Raw genomic sequence first — 14,866 nt, 5'->3', positions numbered from 1 at the left:
TTAAATCTGACTTTCTGGTTAGCCTTTTTTTATTGGTATTATTCTCTTAAATGGATAGTCAGGGTAATGTGAGTGAGCTATTGACTAATCAACAAGCACATAACTTTCTAGGAATGTCTGCATTTGAGGAGATTGTATAAAAAAAATACTCTAGTTGCTTTCGAAAGTGTAATGAACAGTGAGAAACACCCCCTTGAATCGTAGTTCAAGAGGTGTTTTTCATTTTATTGAGTGAAGTTGCTATACGCTAGTTGGGATTCATCCTTTCTAGGAAAAATGGAGAAAATTAAACTCTTTTTGCAACTGTTATCAAACTTACATTACTATACATTACATTTACGGCAATCGGCTTGGTTATGTAAAAAGGTTCAAAACTTTAAAAAGGTGTTCAAAAAAGGTCACCTTATTCTTATGTGAAATTTCTAATATTATAGTTGGAATATTATGTTAGTATTGTGATGAAAGTTATTATACTAAAGAGGCAGGTTAGTGGAATAACAAGAGAACTTGTATCAAAAAAGGGATGGATTAAGGGATGAATAAAACTTTTAAAAAAGACGCTTTTAAAAATCTCACCAGATATATTGAAAAAGTTCGAAGAGATACGAAAGCATCAGGTTCTACGGTGGTTATTATGAAAGATAATAAAATAGTACACGAATGGTATTCCGGAGAGCATCATTTTGAGCAAGGGGCAAAAAAGATAAATTATGATTCAAGATTTAATGTTTATTCGGTTAGAGTTACTTATGTTGGACTTGCAATTGCAATAGCTATAAATGAAGGCATATTAAACCTGGATGATAGATTAAGTGACTATATAAAGGAATATAATAAAGAAACTCTTGGAGAGACAACAATTAGACATCTATTAACAAGGTGTACGGGTCTAAAATTTAAAAATGGTAACGTTTATCGTACCTTTAATTTAGGAACTGATATCGAGGGAAAGAAACCAGAAATATTGGCGGAAATCTTATATAAAGTTACTGGCAAAACTGTAAACGACATCCTTTCAAAGAGAGTGTTTAATCCTTTGAATTGGACAAACACTGGATGGGTTACTGAAGGAGACAACAATTTAGTTTGTGATATAGATTTATCTAAGAGTTATCCTATATTGAGATTAGGTTCAAATATAGGTGATGAAAGAAATCTATATGTAAGTGCCAGAGAACTAGCATATTGGGGGAATTTACATTTAAACAAAGGGGTACTTGAAGGTAGATCAATACTTCCACAAGAGATATTTGAACTAACTACTTCTGTTCAAAGCCCCAATTCCTTACCCCATCAACTTCCAAAGTTCGGGTTTTTATGGTGGGTTAAGGATGGAGATGTGTCTGTTAGTTACAATGAATTAGGTTCAGAATTACCAGATGGTTCTTATCAAATACTTGGAGCGTCCGGATGTTCTTGTACAGTTATTCCCGAATATAATGCAGTGGCTGTTAGAATGTCCAATAGTTTAAACGCCTACGAGAACTTAGGTTTCGATTATATTAAAGATATTCAAATGTTTGGGAATCTGGTAATTTCAAGTTTTAAAAATTCATAGTGTAGAGTTTCTACGTTCTTATAAGAAGCCATTCGTTGGCAGATTCTATATTGCCTTAATGGGTACTTTACTTCATTAGGAAGAGGACTTTTTATTGCGTCATCTGGGAAAGCTTTAGTTTAAGAAGGTGAAGGGGTGAAAGAAATTTGAAAGATATAAGATGGATTTCCATATTACCAATATCATTCGGTATTATTTTTATTTTCTTTGGCTGGACTCAAACTTGGGAGTATAGATATGATGGAACTAATGATTACATTTTTACGATTAGAACAATTAGAGCCTATGTATTTATAGTAGGTGGGTTAGTTATCCTATTTGTTGGAATATTACTTCGAGAAGTAAGAAAATATGTTGATTCGTTGGAAGTTAAGATTTACCAATTAAAAAGAGAAATTGAAAAGAAATAAAACTTTTTTATCTATAAATGTTGAGCTAACGGGTTCAAAACTTTAAAAAGGTGATCCAAGATGAACTGGACCCTAGTTGTTAGACACAAATAACAATCAGAAAGATCGCCTTTTTCTTATGGGAAATTTCTAATATTATATTTGAAATATTATGTTAGTATCGATATAGATAGTGTGCTGACGGGGCAGGATAGTTTAGCAAAATAGAGGTGAAAAATGTATATTTCTCAATTAAATTTTGAAGAATTAACAAGAAAACAAATAACTAACCTTATATTTACAGATATTGAGGATGACTGTAATACTGGGGAGTGTATCTTGGTTGTAGGGAGTAAAACAGCAGTGCATTGGAGATTGCCAGCAGCAATCGAATTATATAAACAAGGCAGAGCAAAAAAAATATTGTTTTCTGGTGGAATGCAATTTGAGGGAAGTGAATTGACTGAAGCCGCATTATTAAAAGAGGAAGCATTGGCTCTAGGAGTTCTTGAAGAAGATATTATTACGGAAGAAATATCTTTAAATACCTTAGAAAATGTATTAGCTTCTTTATTGGTACTACAAAGAGAATTTGAATTACACAACATAAATAGAATTTTAGTAGTAACAAACTCTTTTCATATGAAGAGGTTAGACATGACATTAAAAACATATATGCCAAGTTGGTTCAAATTCACTTTGTGTCCAACACATGATGGCGTAACCCGAAAGAATAATTGGCATTTAAGTGAAAAGGGTAGAATTCGTGTTGAAACTGAAGCGGAAAAAATCATTAAATATGTTAAACAAGGTTCTATTAAAGACGAAAAATTAAAGTTTACACTTTAAATTTTGTAAATGAACTATGATTTTGTAGTAATTAGGTTTGTTCAGTAAATACAAATATCTTTACTGTTTTAACGGGGGCATTACTTCAAGAAGGATAGTTGCACTCGTTATTATACTATCGCGATGAGTTAGTGGAAGAGTGTTGTATTAGGAGATGAAATGATGGGACAAAATTATTTCAAATTACAAGCTGATAACTATAAAGAGTTCCAAATAGAATTCGGCAAAGTACAGTGGATGTACTATGATATGATTACAAGTTACGGCGGATTCGGTCATAATATTGATTATGAACATTTTGAGTATGAGAGATTTCTCTTTGCTACTACTGACAAAGAGATGGAGTGGTATCAAAGACACTTGGAAATCGTAAAACAAGGTTCATTAGTAGCATTAGGATGTGAAGTAGTCAACCTTCTTGATGATGAGTGTAGAAATAGCAAGGTATATAAATTCATTACAACCGCATTGTTAAATCCAACAATAGAGGATTTACCATTTGAAAAAGAAGTACTGTTATCAATGAAGAACGCACTAGATGAAGAAATTAATTTTGCATGGACAGCACTCCCCAATGGTTCAATACTTACAGATAAACTGGAAGAAGTTTACAAAAGATATGTATTGCAATACTTCCAGGTTATGTTCGAAGAAGGGAAAAAATCGTGATTTTTTTACTGTACTGAGGGGTACAAGAGTGAAGCAAGGGTTCATCAAATTGATGGTCTTTATTTCTTGGATAACTGTTTAGAAAATTATATAAATATCAAAGTACAAAGTTGTTGTACTAACGAGGCAGGATTGTGCAAAAGGAACAACAAAGGATTTCCATTAACATTGATAACAAAAAGAGGAGTCAATAATATAAAATCTTATATATCTCCATCCTTTATTAATCCTAACGTTTTCGCAGGACCTTCTAAAACAATATTGAACAACAAATTTGCTGATTTCTCAATATTAATAGGTGTTTCTGATTGATAGGCGTATTCTGCCAAGCTTAATGAAATAGATGTAAAAGCTATAGTAAATAAATCAGTTGGGATTTCATATTCTAACTCTCCTAGTATAGGAAAAATCAAATTGGTAAACACAAGCTTTAGTTTATTTCTTAGTTTTGTTTGAAAGGAAGAATAACTAGATTTTAAGAGAAACTGAAGTAGTTCTTTATTCTCTTCATAGCATGTTAAAATTTGTACAGTTGTATCATAGCTAGATTGAATAAAAAGTTGATCAGATCGCTCCTTCGGTAAGTTGTTCACAATGACCTCTTCAATTTTTTCAATCATTTCATTTTCAAAGCTGTCCAGCATATCGTATTTATCTACGAAGTGTAGATAAAATGTTCCTCGATTAATATCTGCTCGTTGCGCAATCTCATTAATGGTGATTTTTTGAAAGTCCTTTTCTTGTATGAGAGCTATACATGTATTGAGTATAACTGTTCGTGTTTTTCTTTGTCTTCTGTCCTTTTTTTCTCCTCATTTATCAACTTTTATTTTGTTTTAATCAACATCATTTAGTTGTTTGTTGAGTAATCAATAAACTGGCTAATATTGATGATGGTAGTCTCTCCTCAGGGGTTGAAAATGGTTACCATTAACTCAAATAGAGGAAATTCAACTATACGCAAATATTGGAGAGCAAATTAAAGATTATGCAATAAATAAGAGAAATATTGATTTATTCGAAGAGCATAAACTTTAGGACTTTTAGTGCAACCGTTATTGAGCTAACGGGGCCAAAGTAAAACAACAAGATTCATAATCAACATAATAATCCCTAATAATTTTTTGTCGAACTTTTTGGACAGAAGAGTGGAAGAAGCATGAGAAATTTCAGGTTATGAAAAAGTTTCTAAGGAGGAGAGTTATGATAGAAAAAATTCACATAATGGGAGCTTCCGGGGCTGGAACTTCAACACTTGGTTCTTCATTATCAAAGTTTCTGCCTCATACATTTCTTGATACCGATGATTACTTTTGGACAACTAAATTCACTAAGCAAAGAGAAGTGCCTGAAAGAAGACAGTTGCTTGAAAAAGATTTTTCACTTAATGAAAACATTATCCTTTCTGGTGCAGTCTGTGGTTGGGGGGATAACTTTAAAAGTTATTTTGACCTTGTTATATTCTTATGGATTCCGCAGGATATAAGGATTGAAAGGTTAAAACAGAGGGAATTTCAGCGTTATGGAAAAGAAATATTAGCTGGTGGTAGTAAATATGAACAATCGAAAACATTCTTAGAGTGGGCCTCTTTATATGATACTGCTGGAATGGAAGTTAGAAGTAAATCTTTACATGAACATTGGTTGGCAGACTTATCTTGTCCAATATTAAAAATTGAAGGGGATTATTCAGTCAATGAAAGAGTTGATATTGTCTTAGATTATCTAAATACTAATTGAACTAATGGGGGCGATAGTCTAAGAATAATTATCGCTTTTTGTTACTGTATTAACGGTACAGAAGAGTTGAATAAGCAAAGGGGGAGAAAATTGTGGTCAAAAAGAAATTAAAAGATTGGATTACTTTATTAGTCTTAGCATTAATAATAATTGGCGGTTCGTTGTATTACGTGTATTTCTTTACACCTAAAAACTCACTTGAATTATATCAAGAATTGACAGTTGCAGAGAGTTTTGAGGAAGTGCAAGAACTAATCTTAGATGGTTATAAGGGTAATTTTGCAGAAGAAGATTTTAACTATATTCAAGCTAACACAGCGAATAAGATAGAACAATTCACTCTTATTGATTATAACGATAAGTCTTATGTAATTATGACTTCTCCTGGAACTGAGAGATTAAAGGTTCTTGCAGTAGAAGAATTACCAGATGATATTAGGGAATTCTTTTTGGAATTATCAAAGTAAGAGTTTACTAAACGAACGGGTGCAATAGTTCAAAAAGGAATTTCGCTTTTGTGTAGAAGTTATTCCACGAAAGGTGCAGCATAATTGAATAAGCACAGAGGGTGTTGGGATATTAGTACAGAGGTGAAGTTTATGAAAAGATTTGGTGTAATAGCAATGCTAATAACTTTTATTATCTTTGTACCAAGCAATATTTATGCACAACCAAATGTTGAATGCCCGAAACTAAAACACTTAGAGGAAACATCTATTAAAGATAAGGATGAACTATTAAATGCACTTAGTTCAATTGTTCCTAATACTTACGAAAAAGGTGAGTATGGAGAACTATTTTCTGAGTGGGATATAGTAACTGCTCTCCCTTTTCCTAAAACAGTTAGACAAGTAAATGATGAAGTTTATTATGGAATGGCAAAAAACTTTTGTGGAGAAGCGGTTGCTAATAAATCTTGGTTAGTAAGATTGTATTTTCCTAAATGGGAAGGAAAAAGTGCCAGTGCGTTAGAAGGTCAAATCTTTTTATCAAAAAGCAAGGGAAAAGGATGGTTTGTTTGGTTTAGATATCACTAATATCTTGTGATAAAAGGTCGATTGCGAAATAAGCAGTCGCATTTTTACTATAGAAGCAGAATACTTGAATAAGACCAGTTTAGATTCTAATACTAAACTGAGGTGAAGTTTTTGAAAAAGCTAACTTTAAGCCTTACTTTAATAATATTTCTAGTAAGCTATAACACCCCAGTATTTTCACAAACGATAAATGAAGCTGATACGGAAATATGCGAAACACTTAAATATGCATTAATTAATAGCCTAAGAGACCCAGTTGATAAAGCAATATCTGAAATTTATAAAGATGATGAAGAAGCACCAGAAGGTCTTATATGGGCTTCATACGATACGGAGATATTAAAGATCAAGCAGTTATCTGGTGTAGGTGGAGCATATGAAATCACGTTAAAAGTACAGCCTTATTATCGTGCTCATATTACTTATGGCGAAGATATAATTGTAGTAAGTGCAGATGGTAAGTTAATTGATTATGAACATCTAAAAACTTATCCAAGAGTGGACTTTAACTAACAAATAGTCTACTCACTTATTCCATTAACGGTTTGCGTTAATTCTCGTTAATTCAGTAAGGATTAACGCTATTTTTGTAGTACTAATCGTCTAATAAAAAATTGAATAAAGCAAAACTATTTTTCGCTAACAGGATCGATTAATTAAATTACCCTATTGAAGATATACATAATTGAAAGGAATAACCTCTTCTAAATTGAGATATTAAGAGCAAAAAGAGGTGTTAAATAGTGAAACAGTATCTTACTGTAGCAATTGTTATATTTTCTATGTTTATTCTTTGTCCGAATAATACTCACGCTAAAGCCCCTATGCTCTCCGATGTTTGTGTAAATGAAGTAAAACTCAATGCTATGAAGATTTTAGCATAGAAAGAATTCTTTTTGATTATTTTAAATGACAAAATTAAGTTGTTTGCAAATAGTTCTACACTGAGTGAGCAATAAAATTGTGAAATAATATACTTGAACAAACTGATGCTTTAGTAGAAAAAGAGCTTGTGTGCTTATACCAAGCAGATCTGGATAAAACAAATGAAGATGTCGCATTCTAATGATAAATATATTGGACTGAGCATCTTGAAGAAACTGACTGTTTTATTTACGATTCTAATGTTATTTGCTACAAATTACTACTTAGTTAATGCTAAATCTCAAGAACAAAAGGAAATTAAACCCTATGCTGAAGACTGGTATGTTACACCTGAAGATATTATTTGGGATATTATTTATCCAACTATTGATAAAAGGGTAATAAAAGAGTATGGAGGTAAAGAAAGTTCTGGTTTTGGGTGGAGGAAACAAAGGATTGTCAATATTGTTTATAACAACAACCATTCTTATGATATTTCTATAAGGATTCAAGTACCTAACAATAATCCACTTAAATATGTAGAAGACTTGGTTAAAGTAAGGGTATCTCCACCTTGTGATAGCCCTAAAATTAGTTGTAAACATAGTTTTACTGTAGAAGTGTTAGAGTACAAACATTTAACACAAGAATAAATCACAAATGGTGTTTAGCTGAGTGGGCAGAACCTTATTATTTCTCTAAGTTTTATAATATAATCCATCATCCCCTATTATTGATAAACCTCCCTTTCAATCACCGATTGCTACCTAGACGAATACCATGATTAGGAATATGAATACAGCCTAGGAGTGATTGAATGCCAATTGTTGATGGTACTTCTCTTATTTATACAGTAAAACAGGGAGATACATTGTTTTCGATTGCCTCAAGCATAGGAGGAACAGTCCCTCTTCTTGTCGAATCAAATGCCATCTATCCTCCTGTAACCGATCCCTATCTTATCTATCCTGGTCAAGTACTCGTTATTTCAATGCCCGGAAACAGACAGGTAAATCACATCGTAAGTGCTGGAGAAACACTAAACGAGCTTGCAGGACGCTATCAAACAACGATAGACTTACTGCAAGGAATAAATAATCAGATCATGGACCCTAATCAAATATACCAAAACCAGGTACTTCAAGTTCCTGCTCTTATTTACTTAGTGGAGCAAGGAGATTCCTTAAATAAAATCGCGAAACGCTTCGGAATTTCTTTATCTGCTTTACTTGAAGCGAATCGCCATCGTCCAGGAATTTCACCGGATGTGATTTACCCTGGATATCAGCTTATTGTTCCACTTCCAACTTCGAGTAACATCGTTGTTCTTCAGCCGCTTCCAGGAACAAGAATTCAGGATGGGCAAAGCCTTGAGGGATTTGCTCGTGCATTTGAAGGAACTATACTCTATCGTATTGTTGACCTGAATAATCAAATTGTATCAGGCGAAAAGCCCATACAAACAACAGCAGGCGCTCCCGCATATGGCTCCTTTTCTACTTCCATCACATTGGATCAACAACCGACTACACAATCAGGTGAGTTATGGGTCTATACCCGCAGTCCACGAGATGGAAGCATGCAAGACTTGGTTCAATTACCGGTGCTATTTTAAGCTGTTAATACAAGAAATCGGCTACGTAACAGCCGATTTCTTTTTACTTGTTGACAACTACTCATTTCTCAACACCTTCGCAAGCTCGTGCAAGGATTGGTACTGCTTCACGTAATAGTTCCGTCCTTCTTTATGTAAATATCCTCTCTCACAAAACTGTGTCAGTACATGCAGCAAGTGCCGATAGGATACGCCTAAATAATCACAGACTGTCACATGCTTTTCCTTATATACACCTTCATCGGATGTTTGCAAAATAAAGTCAGCCAACCGATTTTCTAATGGAAAGGCCTGACTCTGTGTATACTTAGCTGCCATCGTGGTTGCCTTTAGACTCAAAAACTTGGTTAATTCACGTAGAAATTTGGCATCCTCCAATAATCGCTTACGGTAGTAATAAATAGGAAGCGCAAAACAAATTGTTTTCGTGGAGGCTTGTATCCCTTTTGTATAGTACACATCATGCAATAATTCCATTTCCCCAATGTATTCATTTTCGTTAATAAAATTGATTAACGATACTTTTCCGTTTTGATGTGTGATATAAATCTTTGCTTTTCCTTCTATGACATAAAATAGATAATCAGGTCTTGTATCCTCTTGAATAATCCAATCATCACGTTCATATTCATGGATCTCCATAAACTCCTCTACCGGAAAGGAGAACAAGTGTCCAATCGAGTTCGTTTCCAAATACAGCTGCTTTTTTGCACCTTTATAAATTTTCATGATTCACCTCAAAATGTGAGATATCTCCTATTATTTCTATCTATTTCCATGATACCATGCAATCGATGAGGGGGATAATCATGAACACACAACGATGGATGAGTAGACAGTTTTTTAGTTTCTTTCTGACATGGGGTATTTTTCTACCTTACTGGTCAGGCTGGATGATCTATACAAAAGGAATTACCGTTTCAGAGGCTAGTTTGATTATGAGCTTAGGCTTGCTCGCAAGAGGGCTTTCTACGTTATTTGCTTTTCCGTATTTATCAGGAAGGATTAGCAGCAAAATGCTATTAAATATAGCAGGGGTCGGCTCATTAGTTGCGCTTCTTGGTTATATTCCAGCAAATTCCTTTGGCAGTTTACTAGTCGTGACAATTGCTTTACATCTATTTTACCCAACCCTAATGCCTGCACTAGATAGCGCCGCTGGTGTTCTAGTGCAAAGTAAACAATTGAAGCATTATGGTAGAAGTCGACAGTGGGGATCCATTGGATTTGTTTCAGTCGGGATGGTGTTAACGATTTTCACCGGAATGTTCGGTGATGAAATCATTCTATGGGCATTATTACTAGGGGTACTCGGAGTTGTTGCTCTTGGGTTAATGCGTGCACCTGTCATTTTATCTAAAAAGCCACAAGTAGATCAAACAGAAAAGGTTGGGTTATTACAGTTATTCCGCATTAAACACTTTAGTTTAGTGCTTATGATAGTCATTCTACTGCAAGCAGCACATGCTACGTATTATAATTATGGCTATATTTTTCTACAAGACATTGATGCACCAGTATACTTAATTGGTCTCATTATTAATATTGCGGTGATTGCTGAAATCATCTTCTTCTCTATTGCAGATAGAAGATTTAATCATTTCTCAGTAGGATCTTTACTGACTTTAGCAGCAATTGGTTCATCTATCAGATGGATCGTCGTATTTGCCTTTCCAAATGTTATTGTTTTCTGTCTAGCACAGTCATTGCATGCATTCTCGTTTGCCATGGCACATTATGCCTTTATGAAATACTTAATTAAGCATATTCCACACACACAGATACCAAAAGCACAGGGAGTGTATTCAGCGTTAGCACTCAGCTGGAGTACTGCAGTATTTACTATTTTCGGTGGCTACTTATACGAAATTGAGCCAAGATATGCTTTTATTGGAATGATTGCTTGTACCATTCCATCTATGCTGCTTGCCATCGTGTATCGGAAATTGGAGGTTAAGAACACAGAGGTTGCAGTAAGTGTAGGGTAATGACGGTCTATCAACAGCGATTGTGTTAAACAAGCAAGGCTTACCCATATTGGATAAGCCTTGCTTTAACTAAAAAATAGAATCAATTATCAAGCTTTTATACGATCTACAAATTCTTGTAAATTATCTAGTGAGGTAATGTTCTGATTACAAACTTCACTATCCCGGCAAATATAATTCCCTTTCTTTGTAAAAGTACCTTGTACTTTACCCTTCTTCTCTGCCAAGAACATCCCTACTTCCTCATAACCATTACAAATCGCACAGATGCCTTTTTGTTTTAGTGAATCATATGAACCGTATATTCCCGTTAACTTTCCGTTCGAATGCATGACGATAAATTTTTTATTGGAACTGTAGTCAATCCAGCTTAGATAACATAACGCTTGCAAATCTAAATCCTCTATAGCAGGAGCTTTTAGCTTTTTCACTTTTGGAAATAACTTCTTAATCCCTTGTTCTGTAACCTTAAATGGAATCACATAAGGCTTTAGCTGTGATAAAAACCGTTCCGCTTTTTCGGTATCATCTACCGATACAATCGGCATAAGTAGCTGCTCTTGTTCCTCGGTTATATTCGGGAATAATGCAAGTACCCGTTCATTTGCCAACGATATAACAACTTTCACTACTCCTTCATCATTGGAAGTTGCATGTGCATTCACAAGATTTCGTGCCTGTCTTCCGATAAAATTATATTGATCCACTCGAATGAAAGGTTCCATACCTTTCCCTCCAATCATTGAAAATCTCAGGATACTTCTCATTATAATGAAAAACCCACTTCGTTCATATGTAAAAAACGGTTAGAAAACAATTTATACATAAGAAAGGAAAATTATGTTGGCATATAAAAAGCACTGAAAATCCATTTTCGATTCCCAGTGCGATATTAACTATCTAGAATAAATAATTTTTTTAATCGTATCTGCTGATAAGTAATACTCTTCCATTAAGTCATGGACGGAATATCCATTTTGATAAGCCTTTTTAATCGATAGGTTCCGTTCCGAAATTGATTTTCTAGCTCCAGAGCATGTACCCCATTTTTGATAGCTAGCTTTCGTTTTCGGTATATAAATGGTTTCCCCTTGAATATACTTTTGAATTTCTTTAATTAGCTCTTCCGGTAAAATCGAATTCGCTTTGACATAGCTCATTATAGACAGCTCCTTATCCTTAATCTGATCAATAAGGTGCAAAGCCTATAATTACTAGACGAATATTATTTTTACTAACCTCATGCAAAGATTCGCCTATTCATTATTAGACTTTGCATGAGAAGCTGCAATATCAGACACGTTACATGTCATTGCTATCACCTTCTTCTTAATACGCTTCATTAACCTACCTCTTTACTGTAATAAAAATCCATTTTATTTTCAATGGTAATTCAATATTGCTGTATTTATCGAATAAAAAACCACTTCCTTTTTAGGAAAGCGGTTAGGTTGGATTAATCAATCTTTAGTATTTTTTTAATTTTACTTAAAGGCTGAGCTAGCTCTTGAACGGTTCCCAATTCATGCATAACCCCTTTTAAAATCATATTTCTTGGCTCTTTTTGGGTTGCTTCTTCTCTCAAGAAATCGATTGTCTTAAGATAATCTTCTTTTTTCGTTTCTGCGAGGTCAAGGTCATGAATAATTGTTACCATTTGTTTTAGTTGATAAGCAAGCTCTTTATTGGACGATGACAGGCGAATGTAATCAAAGAAGTCCTCTTTATAGTTCGAGGGAAATAAAGGCTCCCACTCTTCTTCAAGCGTAATCTTAACCATCGCATCAAATCGGCTAATAATAAAGTCTGATAGGTCTTCAATTGAAATAACATCAGCTTTAACAGATATAATCCGCAGGAATCCTGAAACAATGCTATCTAATAATGCGGATAAGTCAAAGCAGTGCTTTTCAACATGCTTACCATAGATATGAATAAACCCTTGCGCCATCCAACGCAGCTTATCCTCCTGCATTGCTAGAAATGCTTCTTTTATCTGCTTGCTTGAATTTAAGGTTTGCTCACGGTGTTGAATCATAAAAAAGTCTTTATATTTCAAGCGTTCTTCCATGGATGCTTCGATTTGTTTTTTAAATTTTTCTTTTGCAGATAGGGATGATGAATTAATTTGCTCTAGCTTCTGTTTGGTTTCCTCATGGCAATAGTTAATAATTGATAATAATAGCTCGTCCTTCGAATGAAAGTACGAATAAATCGTGCCTTTCGCAATGTTACTTTCTGCTGCTATATTTTGCATTGATGTTTCATGATATCCTTTTGTTGCGAATAGATTAATGGCTGCTAATAATATTGATGTACGTCTATCCATTATCATTTTCTCCTTTGAATGACCGGTCGGTTCAATTATAATCTTAATTAGATTTTACCGGTATTTTATTGAGATGTAAACATAAAATCATTGAATATATATTAATTATTTGTTATTATTTCGAATGCATAGTAAAAATTGAACCGAACAGTCATTTTTATAAAAGGGGGATATAATAGATGGCTTCTAAAACGAATATACAAACAACGAACCAGATTACTGGTAAGCAAAAAGGGTGGGCATTAGCTACTGTATTAATGACCATGTTTTTTGCTTCGATGAACCAAACCGTAGTTTCTACAGCAATACCAACCATCATAAGTGATTTAGAAGGATTTGAATTATATTCATGGATATTTAGTGCTTTCATGATTACTTCTGCTATTTCAGTACCGATTTACGGAAAACTATCCGATGTATATGGTCGTAGACCTTTCTACATTTTCGGATTACTAGTCTTTGCAATCGGCTCGGTATTATCAGGGTTTTCGCAATCCATTGAATGGTTAATTATCGCAAGAGCCATCCAAGGGATTGGCGCCGGCGCGATGATGAGTATGCCACGTGCAACCATTGGGGATATTTTTAATCCGAAAGAGCGCGGACGCTGGATGGGAGTAATTGGTGCAGTCTTCGGCGTATCGAGTATCTTAGGTCCAACTATCGGTGGTTGGATTACAGAAAATATTGGATGGGAATGGGTTTTCTTTGTGAATCTTCCATTTGCCGTATTAGCATTAATCGGTGTGTTTTACGCCCTTCCTAAAGTTAAAACAGAACAACGAACCAAGGTTGACTGGATTGGTTCGATTCTTCTAACCATCGGATTACTTCCAATTATGTTTGGATTCACTTGGGCAGGGGACAAATACGCATGGTCAGACTGGCAAACAATCACCTTATTCGGAAGTGGATTGATCGTCTTAGTATTCTTTATGCTCTATGAAAGAAAGCGTAAAGATCCAGTTATTGAAGTTTCCTTTTTCCAAAATAAATTATTTGCTATTACGCTCATTTTGGCCGTGTTTGTTACGATGGCGATGTTTGGCGCGTTAATGTTCTTACCGTTATATATTCAAGGTGTACTCGGAATGAGTGTCCAAAATAGTGGTTTAGTAATGGCACCGATGATGATTAGCTTCATTGCAGGCTCGGTCATTGCCGGTCAGTATATGACCCGAACAGGAAAATACAAAATGATAGCGCATATCAGCGCGGTGTTTATGGTAGTAGGATTAATCCTATTTTCATTAGTAGATGTTGATACAACATATCCAACCGTCATACTAGATATGGTTATTCTAGGAATTGGAATTGGCTCACTTATGCCAATCTTTAATGTATCGGTCCAAAATATTTTCCCATACAAGCAAATGGGTAGTGTCAATGCCACACAGCAATTCGTTCGTTCCTTGGGCGGTGTAATTGCGGCACCAATATTTGGCTCGTTATTAAACAGTGGATTCTCTGACAAGATGAAAGAAACGATGCCAAGTGAATTAGCCAATTTACAGCAAAGTGCTGGTACAGAACTAGCCAACATGAATCCGCAAGCATTACTAACACAGGAAGCGCAACAAGGCTTACAAGAGGCTTTTGCAAAAATGGGAGATAAAGGAATAGAGCTATTTGAACAATTTTTACATGCAGTTAAAGTTTCCTTATCCTCCGGTATTCATAGTCTTTTCATAGTTGGCCTAGGCTTCGCTATCTTAACATTAATTGGAACCTTCTTTATGCCTGAGCATGACTTGCAAGGGGATGAATATTACGAGAAGGAAGCTGATGGTAAAGCTTAATACAAATGATGACAGCCAGTTACGATAAC

The 14,866-nt window shown here is 34.6% G+C and carries 17 protein-coding genes and 1 pseudogene; 12 read left to right on the top strand and 6 right to left on the bottom strand.

From position 1 onward, the window contains the following. Positions 1–535 precede the first annotated feature (535 nt). The 4 genes from ABC228_RS06955 to ABC228_RS06940 all read left to right on the top strand — a co-directional run bounded on the left by ABC228_RS06955 (position 536) and on the right by ABC228_RS06940 (position 3,465). Positions 536–1,558, top strand: coding sequence for a serine hydrolase domain-containing protein (locus ABC228_RS06955; protein WP_345824383.1), 1,023 nt, complete (start codon positions 536–538; stop codon positions 1,556–1,558). A gap of 146 nt (positions 1,559–1,704) precedes the next feature. Further along, the gene (locus tag ABC228_RS06950; RefSeq protein WP_345824382.1) at positions 1,705–1,968 is read left to right on the top strand and encodes a hypothetical protein; all 264 of its coding nucleotides are present in this window, start codon (positions 1,705–1,707) and stop codon (positions 1,966–1,968) included. 216 nt (positions 1,969–2,184) lie between these two features. Then, on the top strand, positions 2,185–2,796 hold the full coding sequence (locus ABC228_RS06945; RefSeq protein ID WP_345824381.1) for a YdcF family protein: 612 nt from the start codon (positions 2,185–2,187) through the stop codon (positions 2,794–2,796). A gap of 162 nt (positions 2,797–2,958) precedes the next feature. Next, positions 2,959–3,465, top strand: a complete 507-nt coding sequence (locus ABC228_RS06940) for a hypothetical protein (protein ID WP_345824380.1) — start codon at positions 2,959–2,961, stop codon at positions 3,463–3,465. Between the two features lie 203 nt (positions 3,466–3,668). Here the strand turns inward: ABC228_RS06940 and ABC228_RS06935 are convergent, their stop codons facing one another. Together ABC228_RS06935 and ABC228_RS19095 are read right to left on the bottom strand one after the other, a co-directional pair. Continuing rightward, on the bottom strand, positions 3,669–4,109 hold the full coding sequence (locus ABC228_RS06935) for a hypothetical protein (RefSeq protein WP_345824379.1): 441 nt from the start codon (positions 4,107–4,109) through the stop codon (positions 3,669–3,671). Between the two features lie 3 nt (positions 4,110–4,112). Next, positions 4,113–4,235 (bottom strand): annotated as a pseudogene (locus tag ABC228_RS19095) (TetR/AcrR family transcriptional regulator); the annotation flags it as partial. Positions 4,236–4,668: 433 nt separating this feature from the next. Here ABC228_RS19095 and ABC228_RS06930 point away from each other — a divergent pair. From ABC228_RS06930 to ABC228_RS06905, 6 genes are all read left to right on the top strand, one after another. Next, positions 4,669–5,205 (top strand): ATP-binding protein, encoded by a 537-nt coding sequence (locus ABC228_RS06930; protein WP_345824378.1) that lies wholly within the window; start codon positions 4,669–4,671, stop codon positions 5,203–5,205. 92 nt (positions 5,206–5,297) lie between these two features. After that, positions 5,298–5,672 (top strand): hypothetical protein, encoded by a 375-nt coding sequence (locus ABC228_RS06925; protein ID WP_345824377.1) that lies wholly within the window; start codon positions 5,298–5,300, stop codon positions 5,670–5,672. Positions 5,673–5,804: 132 nt separating this feature from the next. After that, on the top strand, positions 5,805–6,242 hold the full coding sequence (locus tag ABC228_RS06920; RefSeq protein ID WP_345824376.1) for a hypothetical protein: 438 nt from the start codon (positions 5,805–5,807) through the stop codon (positions 6,240–6,242). Positions 6,243–6,344: 102 nt separating this feature from the next. After that, positions 6,345–6,755, top strand: coding sequence for a DUF3888 domain-containing protein (locus tag ABC228_RS06915; protein ID WP_427902212.1), 411 nt, complete (start codon positions 6,345–6,347; stop codon positions 6,753–6,755). A 578-nt stretch (positions 6,756–7,333) separates the two neighbouring features. Beyond that, positions 7,334–7,759, top strand: coding sequence for a hypothetical protein (locus tag ABC228_RS06910; RefSeq protein WP_345824374.1), 426 nt, complete (start codon positions 7,334–7,336; stop codon positions 7,757–7,759). A 164-nt stretch (positions 7,760–7,923) separates the two neighbouring features. Continuing rightward, the gene (locus ABC228_RS06905; protein WP_345824373.1) at positions 7,924–8,721 is read left to right on the top strand and encodes a LysM peptidoglycan-binding domain-containing protein; all 798 of its coding nucleotides are present in this window, start codon (positions 7,924–7,926) and stop codon (positions 8,719–8,721) included. Between the two features lie 57 nt (positions 8,722–8,778). On the opposite strand, the gene yeiL is transcribed toward ABC228_RS06905, so the two are convergent. After that, positions 8,779–9,450 (bottom strand): transcriptional regulator YeiL, encoded by a 672-nt coding sequence (gene yeiL / locus ABC228_RS06900; protein WP_345824372.1) that lies wholly within the window; start codon positions 9,448–9,450, stop codon positions 8,779–8,781. Positions 9,451–9,530: 80 nt separating this feature from the next. Here yeiL and ABC228_RS06895 point away from each other — a divergent pair, with 80 nt between their 5' ends. Beyond that, positions 9,531–10,709, top strand: coding sequence for an MFS transporter (locus tag ABC228_RS06895; RefSeq protein ID WP_345824371.1), 1,179 nt, complete (start codon positions 9,531–9,533; stop codon positions 10,707–10,709). 89 nt (positions 10,710–10,798) lie between these two features. Here the strand turns inward: ABC228_RS06895 and ABC228_RS06890 are convergent, their stop codons facing one another. The 3 genes from ABC228_RS06890 to ABC228_RS06880 all read right to left on the bottom strand — a co-directional run bounded on the left by ABC228_RS06890 (position 10,799) and on the right by ABC228_RS06880 (position 13,038). Further along, complete coding sequence (locus tag ABC228_RS06890) at positions 10,799–11,434, bottom strand: FusB/FusC family EF-G-binding protein (protein ID WP_345824370.1); 636 nt, start codon at positions 11,432–11,434, stop codon at positions 10,799–10,801. Positions 11,435–11,605: 171 nt separating this feature from the next. After that, positions 11,606–11,869, bottom strand: coding sequence for a CD3324 family protein (locus tag ABC228_RS06885; protein WP_345824369.1), 264 nt, complete (start codon positions 11,867–11,869; stop codon positions 11,606–11,608). A gap of 296 nt (positions 11,870–12,165) precedes the next feature. After that, entirely contained in the window at positions 12,166–13,038 is an 873-nt protein-coding gene (locus ABC228_RS06880; protein WP_345824368.1) for a TetR/AcrR family transcriptional regulator, read from the bottom strand. Between the two features lie 179 nt (positions 13,039–13,217). On the opposite strand from ABC228_RS06880, the gene ABC228_RS06875 reads away from it, so the two are divergent. Then, positions 13,218–14,837 carry an MDR family MFS transporter gene (locus tag ABC228_RS06875; protein WP_345824367.1) on the top strand — a complete coding sequence of 540 codons (1,620 nt, stop codon included), beginning with the start codon at positions 13,218–13,220 and terminating at the stop codon, positions 14,835–14,837. Positions 14,838–14,866: the final 29 nt, after the last annotated feature.

The sequence above is a fragment of the Ornithinibacillus xuwenensis genome, assembly GCF_039614845.1.
Lineage (GTDB): Bacteria > Bacillota > Bacilli > Bacillales > Amphibacillaceae > Ornithinibacillus > Ornithinibacillus xuwenensis.
The sequence above is the reverse complement of the archived record's forward strand: the minus strand, read 5'-3'. Positions and strand labels throughout refer to the sequence as shown.

What these genes read in the sequence shown, in the direction of transcription:
- ABC228_RS06955 (WP_345824383.1), top strand. Translation starts at nt 536, where the DNA reads ATGAATAAAACTTTTAAAAAAGACGCTTTTAAAAATCTCACCAGATAT.
- ABC228_RS06945 (WP_345824381.1), top strand. Translation starts at nt 2,185, where the DNA reads ATGTATATTTCTCAATTAAATTTTGAAGAATTAACAAGAAAACAAATA.
- ABC228_RS06940 (WP_345824380.1), top strand. Translation starts at nt 2,959, where the DNA reads ATGGGACAAAATTATTTCAAATTACAAGCTGATAACTATAAAGAGTTC.
- ABC228_RS06935 (WP_345824379.1), bottom strand. Translation starts at nt 4,109, where the DNA reads ATGCTGGACAGCTTTGAAAATGAAATGATTGAAAAAATTGAAGAGGTC.
- ABC228_RS06930 (WP_345824378.1), top strand. Translation starts at nt 4,669, where the DNA reads ATGATAGAAAAAATTCACATAATGGGAGCTTCCGGGGCTGGAACTTCA.
- ABC228_RS06920 (WP_345824376.1), top strand. Translation starts at nt 5,805, where the DNA reads ATGAAAAGATTTGGTGTAATAGCAATGCTAATAACTTTTATTATCTTT.
- ABC228_RS06905 (WP_345824373.1), top strand. Translation starts at nt 7,924, where the DNA reads ATGCCAATTGTTGATGGTACTTCTCTTATTTATACAGTAAAACAGGGA.
- yeiL (WP_345824372.1), bottom strand. Translation starts at nt 9,450, where the DNA reads ATGAAAATTTATAAAGGTGCAAAAAAGCAGCTGTATTTGGAAACGAAC.
- ABC228_RS06895 (WP_345824371.1), top strand. Translation starts at nt 9,531, where the DNA reads ATGAACACACAACGATGGATGAGTAGACAGTTTTTTAGTTTCTTTCTG.
- ABC228_RS06890 (WP_345824370.1), bottom strand. Translation starts at nt 11,434, where the DNA reads ATGGAACCTTTCATTCGAGTGGATCAATATAATTTTATCGGAAGACAG.
- ABC228_RS06885 (WP_345824369.1), bottom strand. Translation starts at nt 11,869, where the DNA reads ATGAGCTATGTCAAAGCGAATTCGATTTTACCGGAAGAGCTAATTAAA.
- ABC228_RS06880 (WP_345824368.1), bottom strand. Translation starts at nt 13,038, where the DNA reads ATGGATAGACGTACATCAATATTATTAGCAGCCATTAATCTATTCGCA.
- ABC228_RS06875 (WP_345824367.1), top strand. Translation starts at nt 13,218, where the DNA reads ATGGCTTCTAAAACGAATATACAAACAACGAACCAGATTACTGGTAAG.